This window comes from Cohnella hongkongensis, from assembly GCF_042654645.1.
Classification (GTDB): domain Bacteria; phylum Bacillota; class Bacilli; order Paenibacillales; family Paenibacillaceae; genus Cohnella; species Cohnella hongkongensis.
Map to the genome: position 1 here is coordinate 67540 of NZ_JBHSEP010000005.1, position 17106 is coordinate 84645.

A 17106-nucleotide genomic window follows, 5' to 3' on the forward strand; every position below is an offset into this window, starting at 1 on the left:
TCCTGCCCGTTTTTTCGTGGGTGCGCCCGGCATGGGCGACACACTCGGCGAAGAAAGCCGATTGAGGATGAGACCGCGGCGGTCTTGACCTCGATCGGCTTTTTTGCTGCGGGTCGACGGGAGCCGCGGCCGGCCGCCGATCGGCATCGGTGTCCCTTGACGTCAAGCTGACGTCATGAAATTCAAGGAAATCGCAACAGAGTCTATTCCGGTACGGGACCGCCCTTGGTACAGTAAGATCAGGTAGCTACCGGCGCAAGGTTCGGCATTTGAAATCGGAGAATCAAGAATTTATTTCGAAGAGGGGGGAATAAGACATGGACAAATGTAAGCGATTGCTGGTCGTCGCGCTGGCGGCCGTTCTGTTCTTCTCCAATGGTTTCGTCGCTTCCGAAGCAAACGCGGCCGAAGGCGAGTCGAGGTCGGGCAACCTGCTTGCAGGAGATTTCAACACCGGATTTGAAAGCGGATACAGCCCGTTCGCGGTTTCGAACACCGCTACCGGAGGCACGCTGTCGATCGTGGAGATCGCCGGCAATCCGGCCATGGAGCTAAGAGACGCTTCGCTCGGCTCCAATGCTGCGAGCTTGTTTACGGCGAGAATCGCAAGCGGAGCGTTGTTCGATCGAATCAACGAAGTTTATTCGTTGCCCGTCGGAACGGCGCCCGTCGAATTCGTCTACGAATTCAAGCTCGAGCGCCGCGCGGCGAGCGACAAGCCCGTCGCCAAGGATATTAAAGCGGGCATTCAATTCGGCAATTACGACAATGCGCTGATCCCCAGGTTTCCAACCGATGAAGCCGTCATTGTCGGCACCAACGCTTACCGGAACGACGAGCCGGACGGAAGCGAAACGCTCGAGAAAATCGACGACGAGGATTTGCCCGGCTTCCGTTTCAACGTCGTCCCGAATGGCGGAGAAAGGAAAATCACGTACATCGAGTTCCGGTTTTCCGTCCGCGCGGATACGAACGGGACGGACGAGGCGTATGCCGTCGACGATCTGGCGATCTACGAGATTGTGCCGCCGCCCGTTTCCGACGACGAAGCGCCTTCGTCTCCCGCCGGATTGATCGTTGCCGCTCAGACGGATACGACCGTCAGCCTGGCGTGGTCCCCTTCGACGGACAATGTCGGAGTGACCGGCTACAACATTTATCGCGACGGAGTCTTTGCCGGGGCGGTTAACGGAAGTACGAACACCTACCGGGCCATCGGATTGTCGCCGAATTCGGCCTACTCGTTCGAGGTGACGGCGCGGGACGGGGCGGGCAACGAATCGGCCGCGAGCGCTGCCGTCACGGCAACGACGGAGCCATCCGCCGGGAATTTGCCTGCGCCGTTCGGCAATCTCGATATCGGTTCGGTCGGCGTTGCGGGAAGCGCCGCGTACGACGAAGGTACCGGAGCGATCACGGTTCAGGCTTCGGGAGCGGACATCTGGGGCAGGGACGATTCGTTCCATTACGTCTATCGGCCGTGGGCGGGAGACGGCGAGATCGTCGCGAGAGTGTCCGGCTTCGCGGCCGCCCACAGCTCGGCGAAGGCCGGGGTCATGGTTCGCGAAAGCTTAACGAAATCCTCCAAGCACGCCTTGATGGCCGTTACGCCGACCAGCGGTCTGGTGTTCCAGCGCCGGGCCGGGACGGGCGGGGATAGCGTCAATACGAACGGCGCCAAGGTCGCCGCTCCGTATTGGATGAAGCTCGTGCGAGAGGATCGGATGATCAGCGGCTATTCCTCGGCCGACGGAGTCGAATGGAAGCTGGTCGGACAGCAGGAGCTGCCAATGTCCGGAACCGTGTACGTCGGTCTGGCGGTGTCGAGCCGGAACAACTCTCAGCTGGCGACGGCAACGTTCGATCAGGTGAACGTCCGGCGCATTCAACCGGAGCAAACGGTCATTCGAAGCGCCGCGCTGACCGAGCCGACGGGCTTGTACGTGCTGGATCCGAATGCGCCCCCGGTTCCGGCCGTCGCGGTCGAGCTTAAGAACAGGCGGCCGATCGCGACCTCCGGCACTGTGAAGGCCTCGATTCTGGCGAGGGAGCGGACGACGGTATGGGAGGAGGAGATCCCCTTCGAAGCGGACGCGTTCGAGCTCCGGACGATGACGATCCCGACAACGGCGCTGACCGAAGCCGACTACTACGTTCTTCAGCTGGAGGTGTCGGAAGAAGGGGCGTCTTCTGCCGGAGAACCGACCCGTCTGGCATTCGGCGCCGTTCGGCCGCCGCACGAGGGCGTGAAGGAGGATTCGATGTTCGGGCTCGGCCTGCGCACGGAAGCCGATCAAGCCATCATGCAGCAGATCGCCCAAAAAATCGGCGTAAAATGGCGGCGGGGCGTCAAGGCTGTAGATCCGCCGATCGTGAATCCTTCTCCTGGCGTATTCTGGGGAGCGGAGGAGATCGCGAAAGCGCGGCAGGAAGTGCTCGATTGGCAATCGTACGGCGTCAGCTCGCTCGGGGCGATCAACTACAATATGCCGTGGAACGTCGCGCCCGGCCCGAACGGGGAAGCGCTGTCGCGCCATCAGAATCGCCCTCTGGACATGGCCGCCCACGTCGAGATGGTGTACAACTCCATCGCGCCTATGCAAGATTTGGTGAAATATTGGGAGCTGTGGAACGAGCCATGGGTTCACGGATGGACGTGGAAGACGGGCGACGCCCAGGATTACCGCGATATGGCCAAGATGATCTGGGAGCGGGTGAAGCCGCACTACCCGGACGTCATGCTCATCGGCGGCGGATCGACTTCCTACCAGCGCGACATCGTGTATGCGAGAGGATCGGCGAACACGGGGTATATCGACGGTTCGACGAACCATCCTTACGGGCTCCCGGATCCTTCCTTGCTGGCCTACATCAAGCTGCAGAAAGCGATGGACGATAGCTGGTCCTTGGGCGGGGGCCAAGGCGGAATGTGGCAGACGGAGCTCGGCACTGCGGAAACGCTGCACTTCCCGGACCTGCCGCAGGCGGAGCAGAAATACGGCGTGGCCCGGACGGTCGCTCCTACTTATTTGCTGAATAAGCTGGCGGCCGGCGATACGCCCATCCGCATGTTCTGGTTCGCGCTGTCCTACGACAAAGACTTCTCGGGGGACACGCTGAACATTTACGACGGAAAAGCGCCGAAGCCGGCGGTTATGGCCTACTCCGCCATGACCCATTTCCTGGAGGACAGCGAGCTCGTTGAAGAGCTGTATCCGCAATCCAAGTCGGCATGGGGCTTCCTGTTCGAGCGGAAGGACGGCAAGGCGACGGCGGCGCTCTACTCGGAACGCGGTTATTCCGGCACGGTCACGCTGCGAGGAGCGCAGAACGTCAAAGTGTACGACTATCTCGGCAAGCTGGTGGCCGGCGGCAGCGAGACGGTTACGGTCGAACTGAAGCCGTGGGAGACCTTGTACATCGAATCGGACCTTGCGCCGCAAGCGCTGAAGGCGATGCTGACGAACGCCCTCTTCGATTTCGAGAAGCCGCTGATCATAAGTCCGCTCAGTCTGACCGGGCCCGTTCAACCGAGCGGGACGAAGATCGACGTGCAGGTCGAGAATGCCTCCTCGAATGCGATTAGCGGGCTGCTCCGTCTCGTCGCTCCGGAAGGCTGGACCCTGCAGACGAATTCCGTCCAAGTCGGTCCGCTGCAGCCCGGCCAGAAAACGATTCTGTCCTTCCCCGCCTCGCAGACGGCAGTGAGCGACATCAACCGGTATTTGGTCGAGTACAGCTTCGACATGTACGACGAATTGGGGAACGTCGCCCGTACGCAGCAAGGCAAACAGACGATCCAGGCGGCCTATGCGCCGAAAAAGACGATCGCGGTGGACGGCGACCTGAGCGACTGGGACGACGTGCTGCCCGTGACGATGATCAGCAACGGCAGCCGGGATTACTTGGAGCTGCTGCTCGATCCGAGCAAGGCGGACGAAATCCTGAACGATCCGGGCTCGTTCGAGAATGTCGTCTACACGGTCAAGACCGCTTGGGATGACGACTACTTCTACTTCCAGGCGCAAGTGCCGGACGAGAATCAGTCCTCGCCGAAGCCGTTTGCGGAGGATCCGTACGGATTCGCCTTTAACGCGGACAGCGTGCAGCTCGCGTTCGACGCGATCGAGAACAATCCGGACGATCTGCTGCGGGGCGATCCGCATTACGACAAAGCGTTGGGCTCCTACATGGATTACCTGTTCGTCGGTACGCTCGCGCAGAACGGAGTACCCGAGCTGCATCGCCACACGGCGCCCGGAACGAACATGCAGACGTACTATCCGACGAACGCGAATTTCACGCCGCCGATCGGCCCGATGGACGTCTCGGAGGCGGGAGGAACCGAAGGCAGGATGAAGGTTGTTCGGGACGATGCAGCCCGCAGGACGACGTACGAAATCGCCGTCGCCTGGGACGCCGTTCCGGAGCTGGGGGGGCAGCTTTCCTCGTTAGGCGCCGGACAGACGCACGAAGGGAAATTCTCTTTCTCGATCAACGACGCGGGAACGAGAGGGAAAGGCGCTTCGCAGTGGACGAAGGAAGCCGGGCAAGTTCAATCCGGCGCTTATACGTTCGCGCCGTTCTGGGGTACAGGAGCCATTGATCGCGGAGGCAGCCTCGTGCCGCGCTGGGGCTTCAAGAACGGCGAGGTCCCGAACGCGGCGGATTCGGTGCTGCAGCTCGAACCGGCCGTGGGGACGTATAGCGACTCGACGACGTTAACGGCCGTGCTGACCGATGCGGGCGGTTCCCCGCTCGAAGGCCGGACGATCGTCTTCGGCGCCGCCTCCGGCGCGGAGTTCGGCGCCGCGGCGACGGATGCGTCGGGGACTGCGCGGCTGGTCTATCAAGCGCTGCTGGAAACGGAGGAAGCTCAGCCGTCCTCGGCGGTTCCGATTCGAGCGGCGTTCGCGGGAGACGGAGCCTTCAAGCCGTCCGAGGACGAGAACGCGCTGACGATCGCGAAGGAGGAAGCGGAGATCCGTTATACGGGACCGACGGTCGCTCTGCAGGGCTCGTTCGTAAACCTGTCCGCCCAAGTCGTCCAACAGGACGACGGAGAAGCGGGGGACCTGAACGGACTGCCCGTCCTGCAGCGGCTGTACCGGCTAGAGGCCGACGGTTCGCGCATATCCGTCTCGCAAGCCGTCTATTCTACGGATGCCGCCGGCTCGTTCCCGTCGCCGACGACTTTGGAAGCGGGGCTGTACGAAGTGGAGACGGAGCTTCTGCCGAATTCGCGGTACCGGGTCGCGGCGACTACAGCGACGCTCGCGGTCGTCGACGCTTCCGCCCGAATTCAGGTCAACGGTCACACGAACTTGCCCGGAACGTTCCAATGGCCGGGCGGAGACAATGGCGGCGGCCAATCGAAGCTGCACATCCGCGCCGATCTGAGCGTCGGACCTGACGGCTCCGCGCTCGGACGAATGCGATTGAAAACGAACGGATCGGGCAACGATCTGGAGCTGCAAGCCATCGACTGGATGACTGTCTCGGGCGACAGCGCCTTCGTGCAGGGAACGGCCGTCGTTCGAGGCGAGTCGTATACGATCCGGCTGATGCTCCGGGACAGGAGCAAGGGCGGTCCGCAGGAGAGCGCGGATCCGCAATCCCACGAACGTCCGGAGAGCGCGATCGTCTCTCTCCTCGTCTGGCAGACGCCGTTATTCCCCGGCGATCCGGCGGATTCGTCGATCGGAGAACCGTTTCACGGAAATATGGCCTTCTCCTCGGCGATCCCGCATCCTCCGTTTTTTCCGATCGGGGACGGGGGGCCCGACTGATATTGACGTAAGGCTCAAAGCAAGCTCATCAACCCTACAGGTTAACTCAAGGAGGATCTCAAGTGTCTATGCCAAACGCGAATTCGAACAGAACGAAATCCATGTTTACCGCGCTGCTGTCGGCTATCGTCGCCTTAACCGTCATCCTGGCGGGATGCTCCGGCAAGGATGAAGCCGCGCCTTCGTCCGCGACGCCGTCCGGGGCGGGCGCGTCGAGCCCGTCGGCAGGCGCGGAGCCTTCGACGGACGAGGCGAAGGTCGAGGAGGGCGCCGTGCTGAAAATCTGGGGCTCCAAGTCCGCGCTGGAGCAGGCGGCTGCCGGGTTCGAGCAGAAGTTCGGCGTCAAGGTGGAGATTGAGGAAATCGCCCTCAAGGATGCGGAGCTGAGGCAATTCATGCTCTCCAAGGTGACCGCGAAGCAGACGGCGGACCTGACCGCCCTGGATCTCGACTACATCCCGTTCTACGACAAAGGCGTGCTGATGCCGCTCAACGAGCTGATCGAGCGCGACGGAGTCAAGCAATGGCCGTGGCTGAACCAGGACATTTTCGAGCATCTCCCTTACAACGGCAACATCTACTACCTGCCGAGCGGCAGCGCCGTATACGGCTTGTGGTACAACGTTAATCTGGCCAAGGAGCTGGGCATCGAGGAGATGCTGCCAAAATCGTTCGACGATCCGCTGTACGAGACGTGGACGTGGGACCGGTACGTGGAAGTGCTGAAAAAAGCGACGGTGGACACGGACGGCGACGGCAAAGTCGACATCTACGGCACCGACGACAACTGGGGCTGGGGCCGCACCGATTGGGCGGCGACGGTCGGCGTGTACAACACGCTGATCGAGAACGGAAGAGTCATGGCCGACAATCTGAATTACGCGTCTCCGGAGGCAATAGAAGCGATTCAATTCATGAACGATCTGACGCTGAAGCATCAGGTGGCGCCTTCGGCGGACATGGACACGAAGGCGGCCGGCATCAACATTGAGAACGAGAAGGTCGTCATGCGGCGGATGGGCTCGTGGGCGTTCGGCTATTTCAAGGACAACGCCAATCCCGAGCGGGAGAAGGCCGGCAAGCAGCCGATCGAGTACTCGTTCACGATGTACCCGCACAAGGCCGGCATGAAGGACGCTTTCAGGGTGCACGGCTTCTCTGCGGCCGGACCGCGCATCTTCGCCAATACGAAGTATCCGAAAGCGGCGTGGGAGTTCGTCAAATATTATCATTCGCCGGAATTCGAAAGCGAGAACTACAACATTTTCTCCGGCGGCAACCTTCCGAAGTTCTCCGGTACGAACGGCTTTAATCTGTTGAAGGATCAGGTCGGGGAGCAGACGGCCAAAATTCTGATGCAACTGGGCGAGCACCTGATCGAGGAGGGCAAGCAGCCTTCCCAGACGGTTCCGACGGAATACCAGAAGCAGTATCCGGCGGGACAGAAGCCGATCGATCAGCTCAACGCCATGATACCGGACATTCGCAAGGGGAAGATTCAGTTCGGCGACATTATCGGTCCGCTCTACGAGCAGCAGGTGAAGGATACGGCCGAAGCGTGGGCGAAATACGACGCCGATCAGCAGTAAGGATCGAGAGCCGGCGGGCGGCGCGTCCGCCGGCCCTCCCCGGGGCCGTCCCGTCAGGCGGACGCCCCGGGATCTATCGAAAGCGAAGGAAGGCGTTCCTATGAAATGGAAGATGTCGCAAAGGGAAGCGGTCACCGGCATTTTGTTCATCCTGCCGTGGATCGTCGGATGCTCCATGTTTTTTATCCGTCCCTTTTTTATGTCGATCTACTATTCGATGACGAAATACGATGTGCTGTCCCCGCCGGAATGGATCGGGCTACGGAATTATCGGGATTTGTTCCTGAACGACCCGGAGACGCTCTCTTCCATCGTCGTGACGTTCAGGTTCGTGCTGCTTAACGTTCCGGCGACCTTCTTGACGGCGCTGTTCTTCTCCGTGCTGCTGAATCAGAAGCTGAAGGGTCTTTCGCTCTGGCGCACGCTGTTCTATCTGCCAGCGGTCATTCCCGGGGTAGCAAGCGCGGTGCTCTGGCGGCTCGTCTTCGCCGAGAGCGGCATTCTCAACAAGCTGACCGGCCTGTTCGGAGCGGAGCCGTCCCACTGGCTGGAAAATCCGTCGACGGTGCTTCCCGCGTTTGTCATCATGAACTGCTTCTCGGCGGGCACCGGCATTATTTTATATCTTGGGGCGCTTCAGGGCGTTCCGACCATTCTGTACGAATCGGCGACGATCGACGGGGCCGGCGCGTGGACCAAGTTTACGAGAATCACGCTGCCGATGATCTCTCCGATTATTCTGTTTAACGTCGTCACAAGCCTGATCGCCAATCTGCAGGCGTTCGAGCAGGCCTACGTGCTGACGAGCAACACGAACGATCTTCCGACTTGGGGCGGTCCGAACGGCGCGACGTATTTTATTTTTCTGAAGCTGTACAAATCGGCTTTCGTGGACTATCAATTCGGCTACGCGGCGGCCATTTCCTGGGTGCTGTTCGCCATCATCGCCGTATTCGCCTCGTTGATCCTCCGTTCGTCTAAAGCCTGGGTATACTATGAAAACATGAAGGGGCGTTAAGAGTATGGCCCAATCCGACATCGGCCTTTCGGTTTCGGCGCTCCGAGGAAGACGGGATAACCCGAAACGGGTCGCCGTCCGAATGCTGCTGTACGCCGTCACGATTTTATTTTCCTGTTTGTTCATCGTTCCGTTCCTGTGGATGATCAGCGCATCCCTGCAAAGCGATACCTTTACGCTTGCCGGAAAATGGTTCCAGCAGTTTCTTTGGAAAAATTATTGGGACGCGCTGACCCAGGAGGACTTTCAATTTCTGCCCGCGCTCGGCAACACGGTCTACTACACGGTGTTCGGAACGCTGTTCTTCCTCGTGTCGTCCGTCCTTGTCGCGTACGGCTTCTCGTATTACCGTATTCCGCTTCGGGATAAGCTGTTCTTCTTCCTGCTGGCGACGATGATGATTCCAACGACGGTCATGTTCATTCCCAACTACGTCATGTTCGCGAACTGGGGCTGGACCGGCACGTATTGGCCGCTGCTCATTCCGGCGCTCGGCTCGGGTCCGGCGACGGTGTTCCTCCTGCGCCAGTTCATGCTGACCTTAAGCGTCAGCCTGTTCGAATCCGCGAAGATCGACGGGGCCGGGAACCTGATGATCCTATGGAAAATGGTGCTGCCGAATATTAAAGCGCCGCTGATTCTCATTCTGATTCAGCAGGTGAACGGCCATTGGTCCGATTTCTTCGGTCCGCTCATGTACGTCGGCAACGATCCGCTGCAGAGAACGATATCCGTCGCCATAACGATTTTCTCTCACGTCTACTACGTGCAGTGGTCTTACGTCATGTGCGCCGCGTTCGTCATGGCCATCGTTCCGGTTCTATTATATTTCGTCAGCCAGAAGTATCTGATGCAGGATTTCGTCTTGTCCTCTAGCGAAAAGTAGTAGAAGTGCGAGTTCAACAGGTCCGACTATCAGCGCCGCTGATTCCAATCGGACGTATTGAACCCCCTCTGTACACGACCGTAGAGGAGGAAGGATGACATGAAGCTGCTGGTCGCCGACGACGAAGCGCTGATTCGAGACGGAATTCGCAGCCATATCGATTGGGGCGGATACGGCATCGAGATTGCGGGCGTCGAGGAGAACGGGCTGGCCGCGCTCCGCGTGCTGGAGCGGGAGCCGATCGATATTCTCGTCACCGACATTCGCATGCCCAGAATGGACGGAATCGAGCTGAGCCGGGAGGCGCGAAAGCGCTATCCGAACATCAAGATCATCATCCTGTCGGGATACGAGGAATTCGAATTCGCTCAGCAGGCGCTCGAGCTGTCCGTCATGAAATATTTGTTGAAGCCGTTCACCCGCCCGGAGCTGGAGGAGGCGGTCGTTCAGGCGAAGGAAGAGGTCGAGTCGATGCGCCGGGCCGAGCGCCAAATGAGCGTGACGATGGAAAGGCTTCGGAGCAGCCTGCCGCTGCTGCGGGACCGCTATTTGAACGACTGGATCTCCGGGAGGCTGTCGGCTGGCGAGATTCCGGGCAGGCTGCAATCGGTCGATCTTGAGCCGGGACCGGCGCGGTACGCGGTCACCGTAACGGCGATCGACGGAGCGGAGCAGGGCATTCCGCTGGCGGACGGCGGCGGAAGCCGGACCGATCTGCTGTCTCTGCTGCTGCTGGAGGAGGTCGCCGGCGAGCTGAAGGAATCCGGGACTGGAGTCGCGTTCCAAGGCAGAGGCGGGGAGACGATCGCCGTGCTCTCGGGACTGCAGCACTCGAACGAGCTGTACGCTTTCGCGGAAGCCATCCGGGAGAAGGCGAGGTCGATCTTCGGGCTGACCGTATCCGTCTGTCTCGGCGGGCTGAAGGAAGATCTGGCCGAGGTGGCGTCCTCGTACCGGGAAGCGCTGGAGGCGATGGACTACCGCTTCCTCGTCGGCAAGGACAGCGTCGTACCGTACGACCTGATCCATTTTCAGAGCCAGGGAGCCTGGGAAGGCATTTCGGGCGAGCACGCCGGCCGGCTGGTCGCGGCGATCCGGGCAGGCCGGGAGGAACAGGCGCGCGAGGAGCTGGAGAGGCTGTTCGAGGCGCTGCGGAATTTGCAGGGGGCCGGCCATTCCGACGTCAAGTCGCACGTGACCGAATTCGTGGCCGCCTCTCTGACCCAACTGATCGTATCCGGGTCGCGCCTGAAGGAGATCTACGGGAAGGAATACAATCCGTACGCCGTCATTCTCGCGGCCAAGACGATCGACGAGCTGAAGCAGGAACTGGAGACGATGTTCGTCGACCTGTCGCGCTACATTCTCGATAAGCGGGGCGACAGGAAAAGGCGGGTCATCGAGGAGGCTGTCGAGTACATCCAGGCGAATTACTCGCGGGAGGATCTGTCGTTTAACGGGCTGAGCGAGAGGCTGGGCATGAACCCGACCTACTTCAGCAAGCTGTTCAAGCAGGAGACCGGCAGCACGTTTACGGACTACGTGACGAAGGTGCGGCTCGACCAGGCGAAGCGGGCGCTGCGCGAGACGACTCTGCGCGTATCCGAGATCGCCTACGGAGCGGGGTTCCGGGACCCGTTCTACTTCAGCACGCTGTTCAAGAAGCATACCGGCCTCAATCCGACGGAATACCGCGACTTGAGGTAGGCGGCCGATGAGGAGAAGACTGGCGAAAGCATGGTCCGCCCTGCGGGGCTCGAGCTTGTATTTCCGGATTTTCATCACGACGTCGGTCGTCATGGCGCTGACGCTGAGCGTATCGCTGATCGTGACGCTCCGCATTTTCTCCGACACGATGGAAGACAAGGCGGAGCAGGAGCTGGGCAACATTCTGGAGCAGACGAACAAGCTGATCGAGCAGCGGATCGGCATGTACGTCAATACGTCCCAGCTTATCTTTAACGATCCGACTCTTCTGTCGCTGCCGGAGCTTTCGGACCAGCGGCGGGGGAACGATCCGGCCTTCAACAAGGAGGTCGAGCCCGTCATTAACAAGTACGCGCTGTCCGATCCCGGCATTCTGTCCGTATTTCTCGTGAACGGCCGCGACAAGCGGTTCTTCCCTTCCGCCGATTTCGACTATTACAGCTCGGGCGTGACGGACTACATCGAGCATTATTACGGCTATGCGGAAGAGTATTTCACGCGGGGCATCGTCTGGATTCCGACTCACCCGATCGACTACGACAGCCGAAGCTATGCCGACGGCAAAGTGCTGAAGCTGGTTCGGGATCTGTACGATCTTGGCGTCAACTATTCGTCCACTCTCATTATCAATGTGAAGGAAAGCAGCCTGTACGAGCTGTTCGACAATATTCACACGCCTTCGGGCACCGAATTTTACGTGCTGGACGAGTCCGGCCATGTCATCACGGGCACCGATCGAACGGCAGTCGGAGGAAGAGCGGATGAAGGGCTGTTCTCTTCCGCGATCCGGGCCTTCAGCGGCAGCTTCCAGGCGGATTATCGGGGCGAGCCGAGCCTGTACGTCTTCCAGCGGCTGGAGGACGTCGAATGGACAACGGTGGGAATCGCTCCGATCCGGGAGCTGCTGAAGGACAGAAACGATATCGTCAGCGGCGTCAGGCTTGTCGTCCTGGGGCTGCTGCTCGTCTCGATTCTGGCCGCCTGGCTGCTGGCCTATTCGATCACGAAGCCGATTCGCGGATTAACCGGCAAGATGCAGCAGGTTAAGGGCGGCAACTTCGACGTGCAGATGGATATCCGCAGCAAGGACGAGATCGGTCTGCTCAGCCTGACCTTCAATAAGATGGTGACGCGGATCAACGAGCTGATGAATCAGCTCAAGATCAGCCACCGCAAGGAACGAGACGCGGAGATGCGGGCGCTGCAGGCGAACATCAATCCGCACTTTCTCTACAATACGCTGGAATCGGTCATCTGGCTGGCGGAGAGCCGCGATTACGACGGAGTGACCCGCATTATTTCGCGGCTCGGCCGGTACTACCGCCTGAGCCTGTCGCGCGGCATGGATATCGTGAAAATCCGCGACGAGGTGGCCCACGCGGAGAATTACTTGTCCATCGTGCGGATGAGGTACGGAGACAAGTTCAAGTACGCGTTCGACGTGGATCCGGCTATCGCCGAGGAGCCGTGCCTGAAGCTTATCCTTCAGCCGCTCGTCGAGAACTCGCTGCATCACGGCATTTTCCCGAAGGACGGCCAAGGAACGGTCACTGTGCTGGGGGAGCGGGACGGAGCGGGCATCCGGCTCATCGTCGTCGACGACGGAATTGGCATCCCGCCCGCCAGGCTGAACGAAATTAATGCGGCTTTCCGTACGGGACACTCGCGGGAACTGACCGGCTCGTACGGGATCAAAAACGTGAACGAACGGATCCAACTGAAGCACGGAGCCGAATACGGCCTATATTTCGAATCCGAGGAAGGGGTCGGAACGCGGGTCGTCGTCCGGCTTCCGGCGGGCTAGCGGGGTCCGCTTCGGAATGACGGAGGCAAGCGAATTATGATCAGGATAAACGTCGATCCGCTGCGGATCGAGTGGAAGGAAGAGCTGGGCTTCGCCCATGAGAGACAGATTGTAACGATCCCCGTCGCGTCCGCCGGCCTGCCGGAGACCGGCTGGCTGGTCGCGGCGAAGGACGGGAGCGCAGGCGGTCAGCCGGTGTTCTACCAGGCGGCGAAGGACGGCTCGGGCATCTATCTGGAGCTGGAAGCGGCGCCTTACGAGCGGCTGGTTCTGACTCCGGCGCCGGAGGGAATCGCTCCTTCACCCGGATGGCGCAATTCCGTCCGAACGGACGGCTGCCGGGCTTGGCTGTCGAACGGCCGGATGGAGCTGGAGGTGCCGTTGGGTACGCGGAAAGCGGACGGAGCGGCGGAGGGCGCGGATGCGGGGATCGGTCCGCCGGGGCCGGTCTGCCGGATGCGGGCGCCCGGAGGCTCGTGGAGAGGACGCAGCTACCTCGATACGCGGCGGCCGGCCGAGCGGTGGGAAGGCACGGTCCTGGAAAGCGGTCCGCTTCGCGTCGTCTACGCGTACCGGGCGGATTGGAACGGCGGCTGGTACGAGGCGGTGCTGACGATGGACGCCGGCCAGCGGCACGTTCGGCTGGAGGAATCGTTCGATACCGAGCCGGGAGCTCAACTGATATGGGATTTCTCCGGAGAGGATCTGCCCGTCGAGGCCTGGCTGCTCGATTCGACTGCCGCATGCACGGCTGTGCCGCTGCATAACCGGTTCGATCGCCGGCTGGCGAGACTCGCTTCGTGGAACCAGTATTCGCAGCTGCACGACCTGTCCGACGGTTATGCCGTCGGGTTTGCCCAAGGGGAGGAGACGGTCGGCTTCGTTGCGCTGAACGGCGGCGATTGGCGGGGCAACCGGCTGAACCATGTCGAGCTGTGGCTCCGAAGGTGGGAGCGGGACGATCCGCGCACGCGCAAGGAGACGCCCTGGGACGCGAAGGCGGATTGGACCGGTCATCCCGAGCGCATCGCCGCCCGGGGAGAAAGCGTGAACGTCCCGCACGTCAACGTGGAAAGCTGGATCGTGCGCGGCCAACGCCGGAGCGCCCTCGTCGTCGCGGATCGGCAATTCGTGACGGAGGGGGGCCTTCGCAGGCTGCAGACGCGCCACGGCGTCGTCTCGCTGGAGACGATCATGGCCATGGAGCTTTCGGAGAAGACGGCGGCGGAGGCAGCAGATGAGGCGGTGGCGCCGAAAGCGGCTTCGGGCGAAACCGGCAGGGCTTCCGGAAGCGCGGGGCAGCCGGCGGGCAGCGGGTCGAACGAGGACGGACCGGCCGCCGGGACCATCGGGTCCCGGTTCGCATACCCGAACGGCGTGCTCGAGCCGCACTTCCTCGCCCGGTTCTCCGGAAGCTTCGGGCGAGACCGGATCCGCCGCATGTCCGAGTATGCGCGCGACATGACGGAGGGCTTCTGGAACGGAGCGGGCGCCTCCCACGTCAACTGCGTCGACGGCAGAATGATCGCGCCCTGTCTGTTTCTGTTCGAGCGCGCGGCCGCGGAAGGCGGCATGACTCCCGAAGAGCGGGAGCGATGCCGAGCCAGGCTGCTTTTTTTGGCCTATTTGTACGCCTCCGACCACTACTATCCGGGCTTGTCGACGATGCTTCCGATCGGAGACGAGAGTGCGGTGGAGCCGACGATGGCCGGCATGGCGAACCAGAATTTCTACACGGACATTATTAACGTTTTCGCGACGGCCGCGCAGATTTTCCCGAACCATCCGTCGGCTCTGGCGTGGAGGGATAAATTCGCCGCAATGTGGCGGCGGCAGAAAGAGTTCCACATGTACCCGGACAGCGGCGTGTGGGAGGAGAGCCATACGTACTACCACCACGTTCTGTATACGCTGCTGCCGCTCCTGCTCCGCAGGAGAGAGGACGGCGCCGGCGACGAATTCGCCGATGCCGAGTTCCGCGAGCTGCTCGGCTCGGCGCTGCGCCAATTCACGCCCCGTTATGCCGAGAACGGCGGCGCCCGGACGATGGCTGCGCTCGGGGACCATTTCGACGAGGTTGCTCTGTATCGCGAACAGTACGCGGAATACGCGCTTGCCGTCGCTCCCCATGATCCGGAATTGGCGGGCCGGCTCGCCTGGGCCTATCGCGAGATGAACGGAACGAGGGAGCTGGCGGTGCCGGAGAGAGTCCCGCCCTGGGAAGACGAGTACGTTCGGGGACTTGGCTTCATGTTCCGCTCCCGGGATGAGCGGGGGCGGGACAGCTTGCTCGTACTGCGCAGCGGCAGCGCGTGGGGACATCACCATAACGATGAGGGAAGCATCCAGCTATACGCCCGCGGGCATGCGCTGATCGTCGATTCCGCATTCAGCCGCGTCCAGGGCGACCCGGAGAAGAAGCTCGGACACCGGGGCCAGAGCCGATGGACGCTGCGCGATATCGAGCCGATGAATTATTTTTTCCGCTTCAACCGGGGGTGGATCTCCGAATGGGACGGCTCGGCGGAGTTTCCGTACGCGACAGCTTACGATCCGGTCCACATGTTCTTCGTTCAGGCGAACCGATTGGCCTATCCGATGAAAAGGCCGTTGGAGCATGCCCGGACGATCGTGCGACTGTCGCCGACGTCTTACCTGCTCGCGGACGTATGCGATACGGATTTGCCCCAGGTCATACGGTTCCATGCGGCGGGGGAGCATGCGGCGTCTTCGGCAGCGGAGATGTCCGGAGTGAATGCGGTCGTCGGGGAATGCCGGCTGACGATTGTCCCGCTGTCGACGGAGCGTCCGGAGATTCGTACGGATACGGACGCGGATACGGCGACAGGGCAATTCCGAACGACCGAGTTCGCTTTTCATTGCGGACTAAGGCCGCTTAACGTCTTCTACATCTCGGCGGACGAGATCGATTGGCCGTCGCCTCGGGTCTCGATCCAGGAGGAGGGGGAGAAGGCTCTGAAGGGCCGCATCGACCATGGAGAGAGCGGCTGGACGTTCGAATTCGCCGACGAGGGCCCGTCGGGATGGAGACTGTCGATGGCCGGGGGAATGAAGACAACGGGCCGGATCATTCGGCTGAACGGAAAGGACAGGGGTGCGCCATGACGAATATCGGAAAAAGCCGTGCGAATGCGGAGGACTCCGCAGCGCTAATCGATCGGCTTGTTCGGAGAATCAGCGACGTTCCGTACGACGGGAACATCGCGCTTAACCGGACGGAATGGGATTGGCCGGCGGGAGTCGGGCTATACGGCGTCTGCCGGGCGTGGATGCGCACGGGGAACCGCTATTACGGCGATTTCGCGCGGGCATGGGTGGACGAGTATCTTCCCCAGGCGGAGCTCCGCCGAACGATCAACGGAATCGCTCCCCTGCTGGCGGTGTTTGAGCTTTATCGAGAGACGGGGATCGAGCGTTACGGGGAGGCGTGCCGAGCGGGCTGCGACTGGCTGCTGAAGGAGGCGCCTCGGACGCGCGAAGGCGCCTTCGAGCATACGGTGAACGAGCAAGGTCCGGGCTTCCGGGAGCAGATTTGGGCGGATACGCTGTTCATGTCCTGCATCCTGCTTGCCAAGATGGGGGCGCTAGACGGGACCGACGCGTATGCAAGGGAAGCGGCTCTTCAGTTGAACGTTCATCTAAATGCGCTGCGGGACGGCCGGACCGGGCTGTATCGCCACGCCTGGAACTGCGAACGGCGCGACTGGATGTCGGGCGCGCTGTGGGGACGGGCGAACGCCTGGATTCTCGTCAGCGCGGTGGAAATGCTGGAAATTCTGCCGGAGTCTTTCGGCGGGCGCGATCAGGCGATCGGCCAGGCTGTCGAGCTGGGCGAGGCGCTGGCCCGGGCACAGCGCGGAGACGGCCTGTTCGGCACGCTGCTCGACGATCCGGAAGCCTATGGAGAAGCTTCGGCGACGGCGGGCATCGCCTACGGCCTGAGACGGGGCGTCCGCTCCGGCTTTCTGCCGGAAGCGCTGCTGTCTTGCGCGAAGAGAGCGGAAGCCGCCGTCCGGCCCCTTGTCAACGAGCGGGGCGAGCTGGAGCAAGTCTCCCACGGCACCGACGTGAAGCCCGATCTCGAAGCCTACAAAAAGGTTCCGATCGTTCCCGCTTTCTGGGGCCAGGGCTTGGCGCTCCTCATGCTGTGCGAGGATCCGGCGCTGCAGGCTCGAGAGGGCGTTCCTCCTGCGGAAGAGGATCGTTGAACCCATTTTCTTCGCATCCGGTATTGCAATTTGTTAGAATAGGAGCAGAATAACGGGCTTAACGGAAAATCGTCGGAGCGGCAG

8 protein-coding genes are annotated in these 17106 nt (G+C 61.3%); all 8 read left to right on the top strand.

Annotated elements, in window-relative coordinates; genetic code table 11:
- Positions 1-317 precede the first annotated feature (317 nt).
- The 8 genes from ACFO3S_RS09195 (at position 318) to ACFO3S_RS09230 (ending at position 17022) form a co-directional block, all read left to right on the top strand.
- Positions 318-5789, top strand: coding sequence for a fibronectin type III domain-containing protein (locus ACFO3S_RS09195; protein WP_378094626.1), 5472 nt, complete (start codon positions 318-320; stop codon positions 5787-5789).
- Positions 5790-5857: 68 nt separating this feature from the next.
- Positions 5858-7378 carry an ABC transporter substrate-binding protein gene (locus tag ACFO3S_RS09200; protein ID WP_378095028.1) on the top strand — a complete coding sequence of 507 codons (1521 nt, stop codon included), beginning with the start codon at positions 5858-5860 and terminating at the stop codon, positions 7376-7378.
- A gap of 100 nt (positions 7379-7478) precedes the next feature.
- Entirely contained in the window at positions 7479-8396 is a 918-nt protein-coding gene (locus ACFO3S_RS09205; protein ID WP_378094628.1) for a carbohydrate ABC transporter permease, read from the top strand.
- A 4-nt stretch (positions 8397-8400) separates the two neighbouring features.
- Positions 8401-9282: a carbohydrate ABC transporter permease gene (locus ACFO3S_RS09210; RefSeq protein WP_378094630.1), complete on the top strand. Its 882-nt coding sequence runs from the start codon at positions 8401-8403 to the stop codon at positions 9280-9282.
- Between the two features lie 99 nt (positions 9283-9381).
- The gene (locus ACFO3S_RS09215; RefSeq protein WP_378094632.1) at positions 9382-10989 is read left to right on the top strand and encodes a response regulator; all 1608 of its coding nucleotides are present in this window, start codon (positions 9382-9384) and stop codon (positions 10987-10989) included.
- Between the two features lie 7 nt (positions 10990-10996).
- On the top strand, positions 10997-12793 hold the full coding sequence (locus tag ACFO3S_RS09220; RefSeq protein WP_378094634.1) for a sensor histidine kinase: 1797 nt from the start codon (positions 10997-10999) through the stop codon (positions 12791-12793).
- A 36-nt stretch (positions 12794-12829) separates the two neighbouring features.
- The gene (locus ACFO3S_RS09225) at positions 12830-15919 is read left to right on the top strand and encodes a hypothetical protein (RefSeq protein ID WP_378094635.1); all 3090 of its coding nucleotides are present in this window, start codon (positions 12830-12832) and stop codon (positions 15917-15919) included.
- Positions 15916-17022, top strand: a complete 1107-nt coding sequence (locus ACFO3S_RS09230; RefSeq protein ID WP_378094637.1) for a glycoside hydrolase family 88/105 protein — start codon at positions 15916-15918, stop codon at positions 17020-17022. Before ACFO3S_RS09225 ends, ACFO3S_RS09230 begins: the two co-directional genes overlap by 4 nt.
- The last annotated feature ends 84 nt before the right edge of the window (positions 17023-17106 follow it).

Coding starts and splice junctions, on each gene's coding strand:
- ACFO3S_RS09230 (WP_378094637.1), top strand. CDS start 15,916: ATGACGAATATCGGAAAAAGCCGTGCGAATGCGGAGGACTCCGCAGCG.
- ACFO3S_RS09205 (WP_378094628.1), top strand. CDS start 7,479: ATGAAATGGAAGATGTCGCAAAGGGAAGCGGTCACCGGCATTTTGTTC.
- ACFO3S_RS09220 (WP_378094634.1), top strand. CDS start 10,997: ATGAGGAGAAGACTGGCGAAAGCATGGTCCGCCCTGCGGGGCTCGAGC.
- ACFO3S_RS09225 (WP_378094635.1), top strand. CDS start 12,830: ATGATCAGGATAAACGTCGATCCGCTGCGGATCGAGTGGAAGGAAGAG.
- ACFO3S_RS09210 (WP_378094630.1), top strand. CDS start 8,401: ATGGCCCAATCCGACATCGGCCTTTCGGTTTCGGCGCTCCGAGGAAGA.
- ACFO3S_RS09215 (WP_378094632.1), top strand. CDS start 9,382: ATGAAGCTGCTGGTCGCCGACGACGAAGCGCTGATTCGAGACGGAATT.
- ACFO3S_RS09200 (WP_378095028.1), top strand. CDS start 5,858: ATGCCAAACGCGAATTCGAACAGAACGAAATCCATGTTTACCGCGCTG.
- ACFO3S_RS09195 (WP_378094626.1), top strand. CDS start 318: ATGGACAAATGTAAGCGATTGCTGGTCGTCGCGCTGGCGGCCGTTCTG.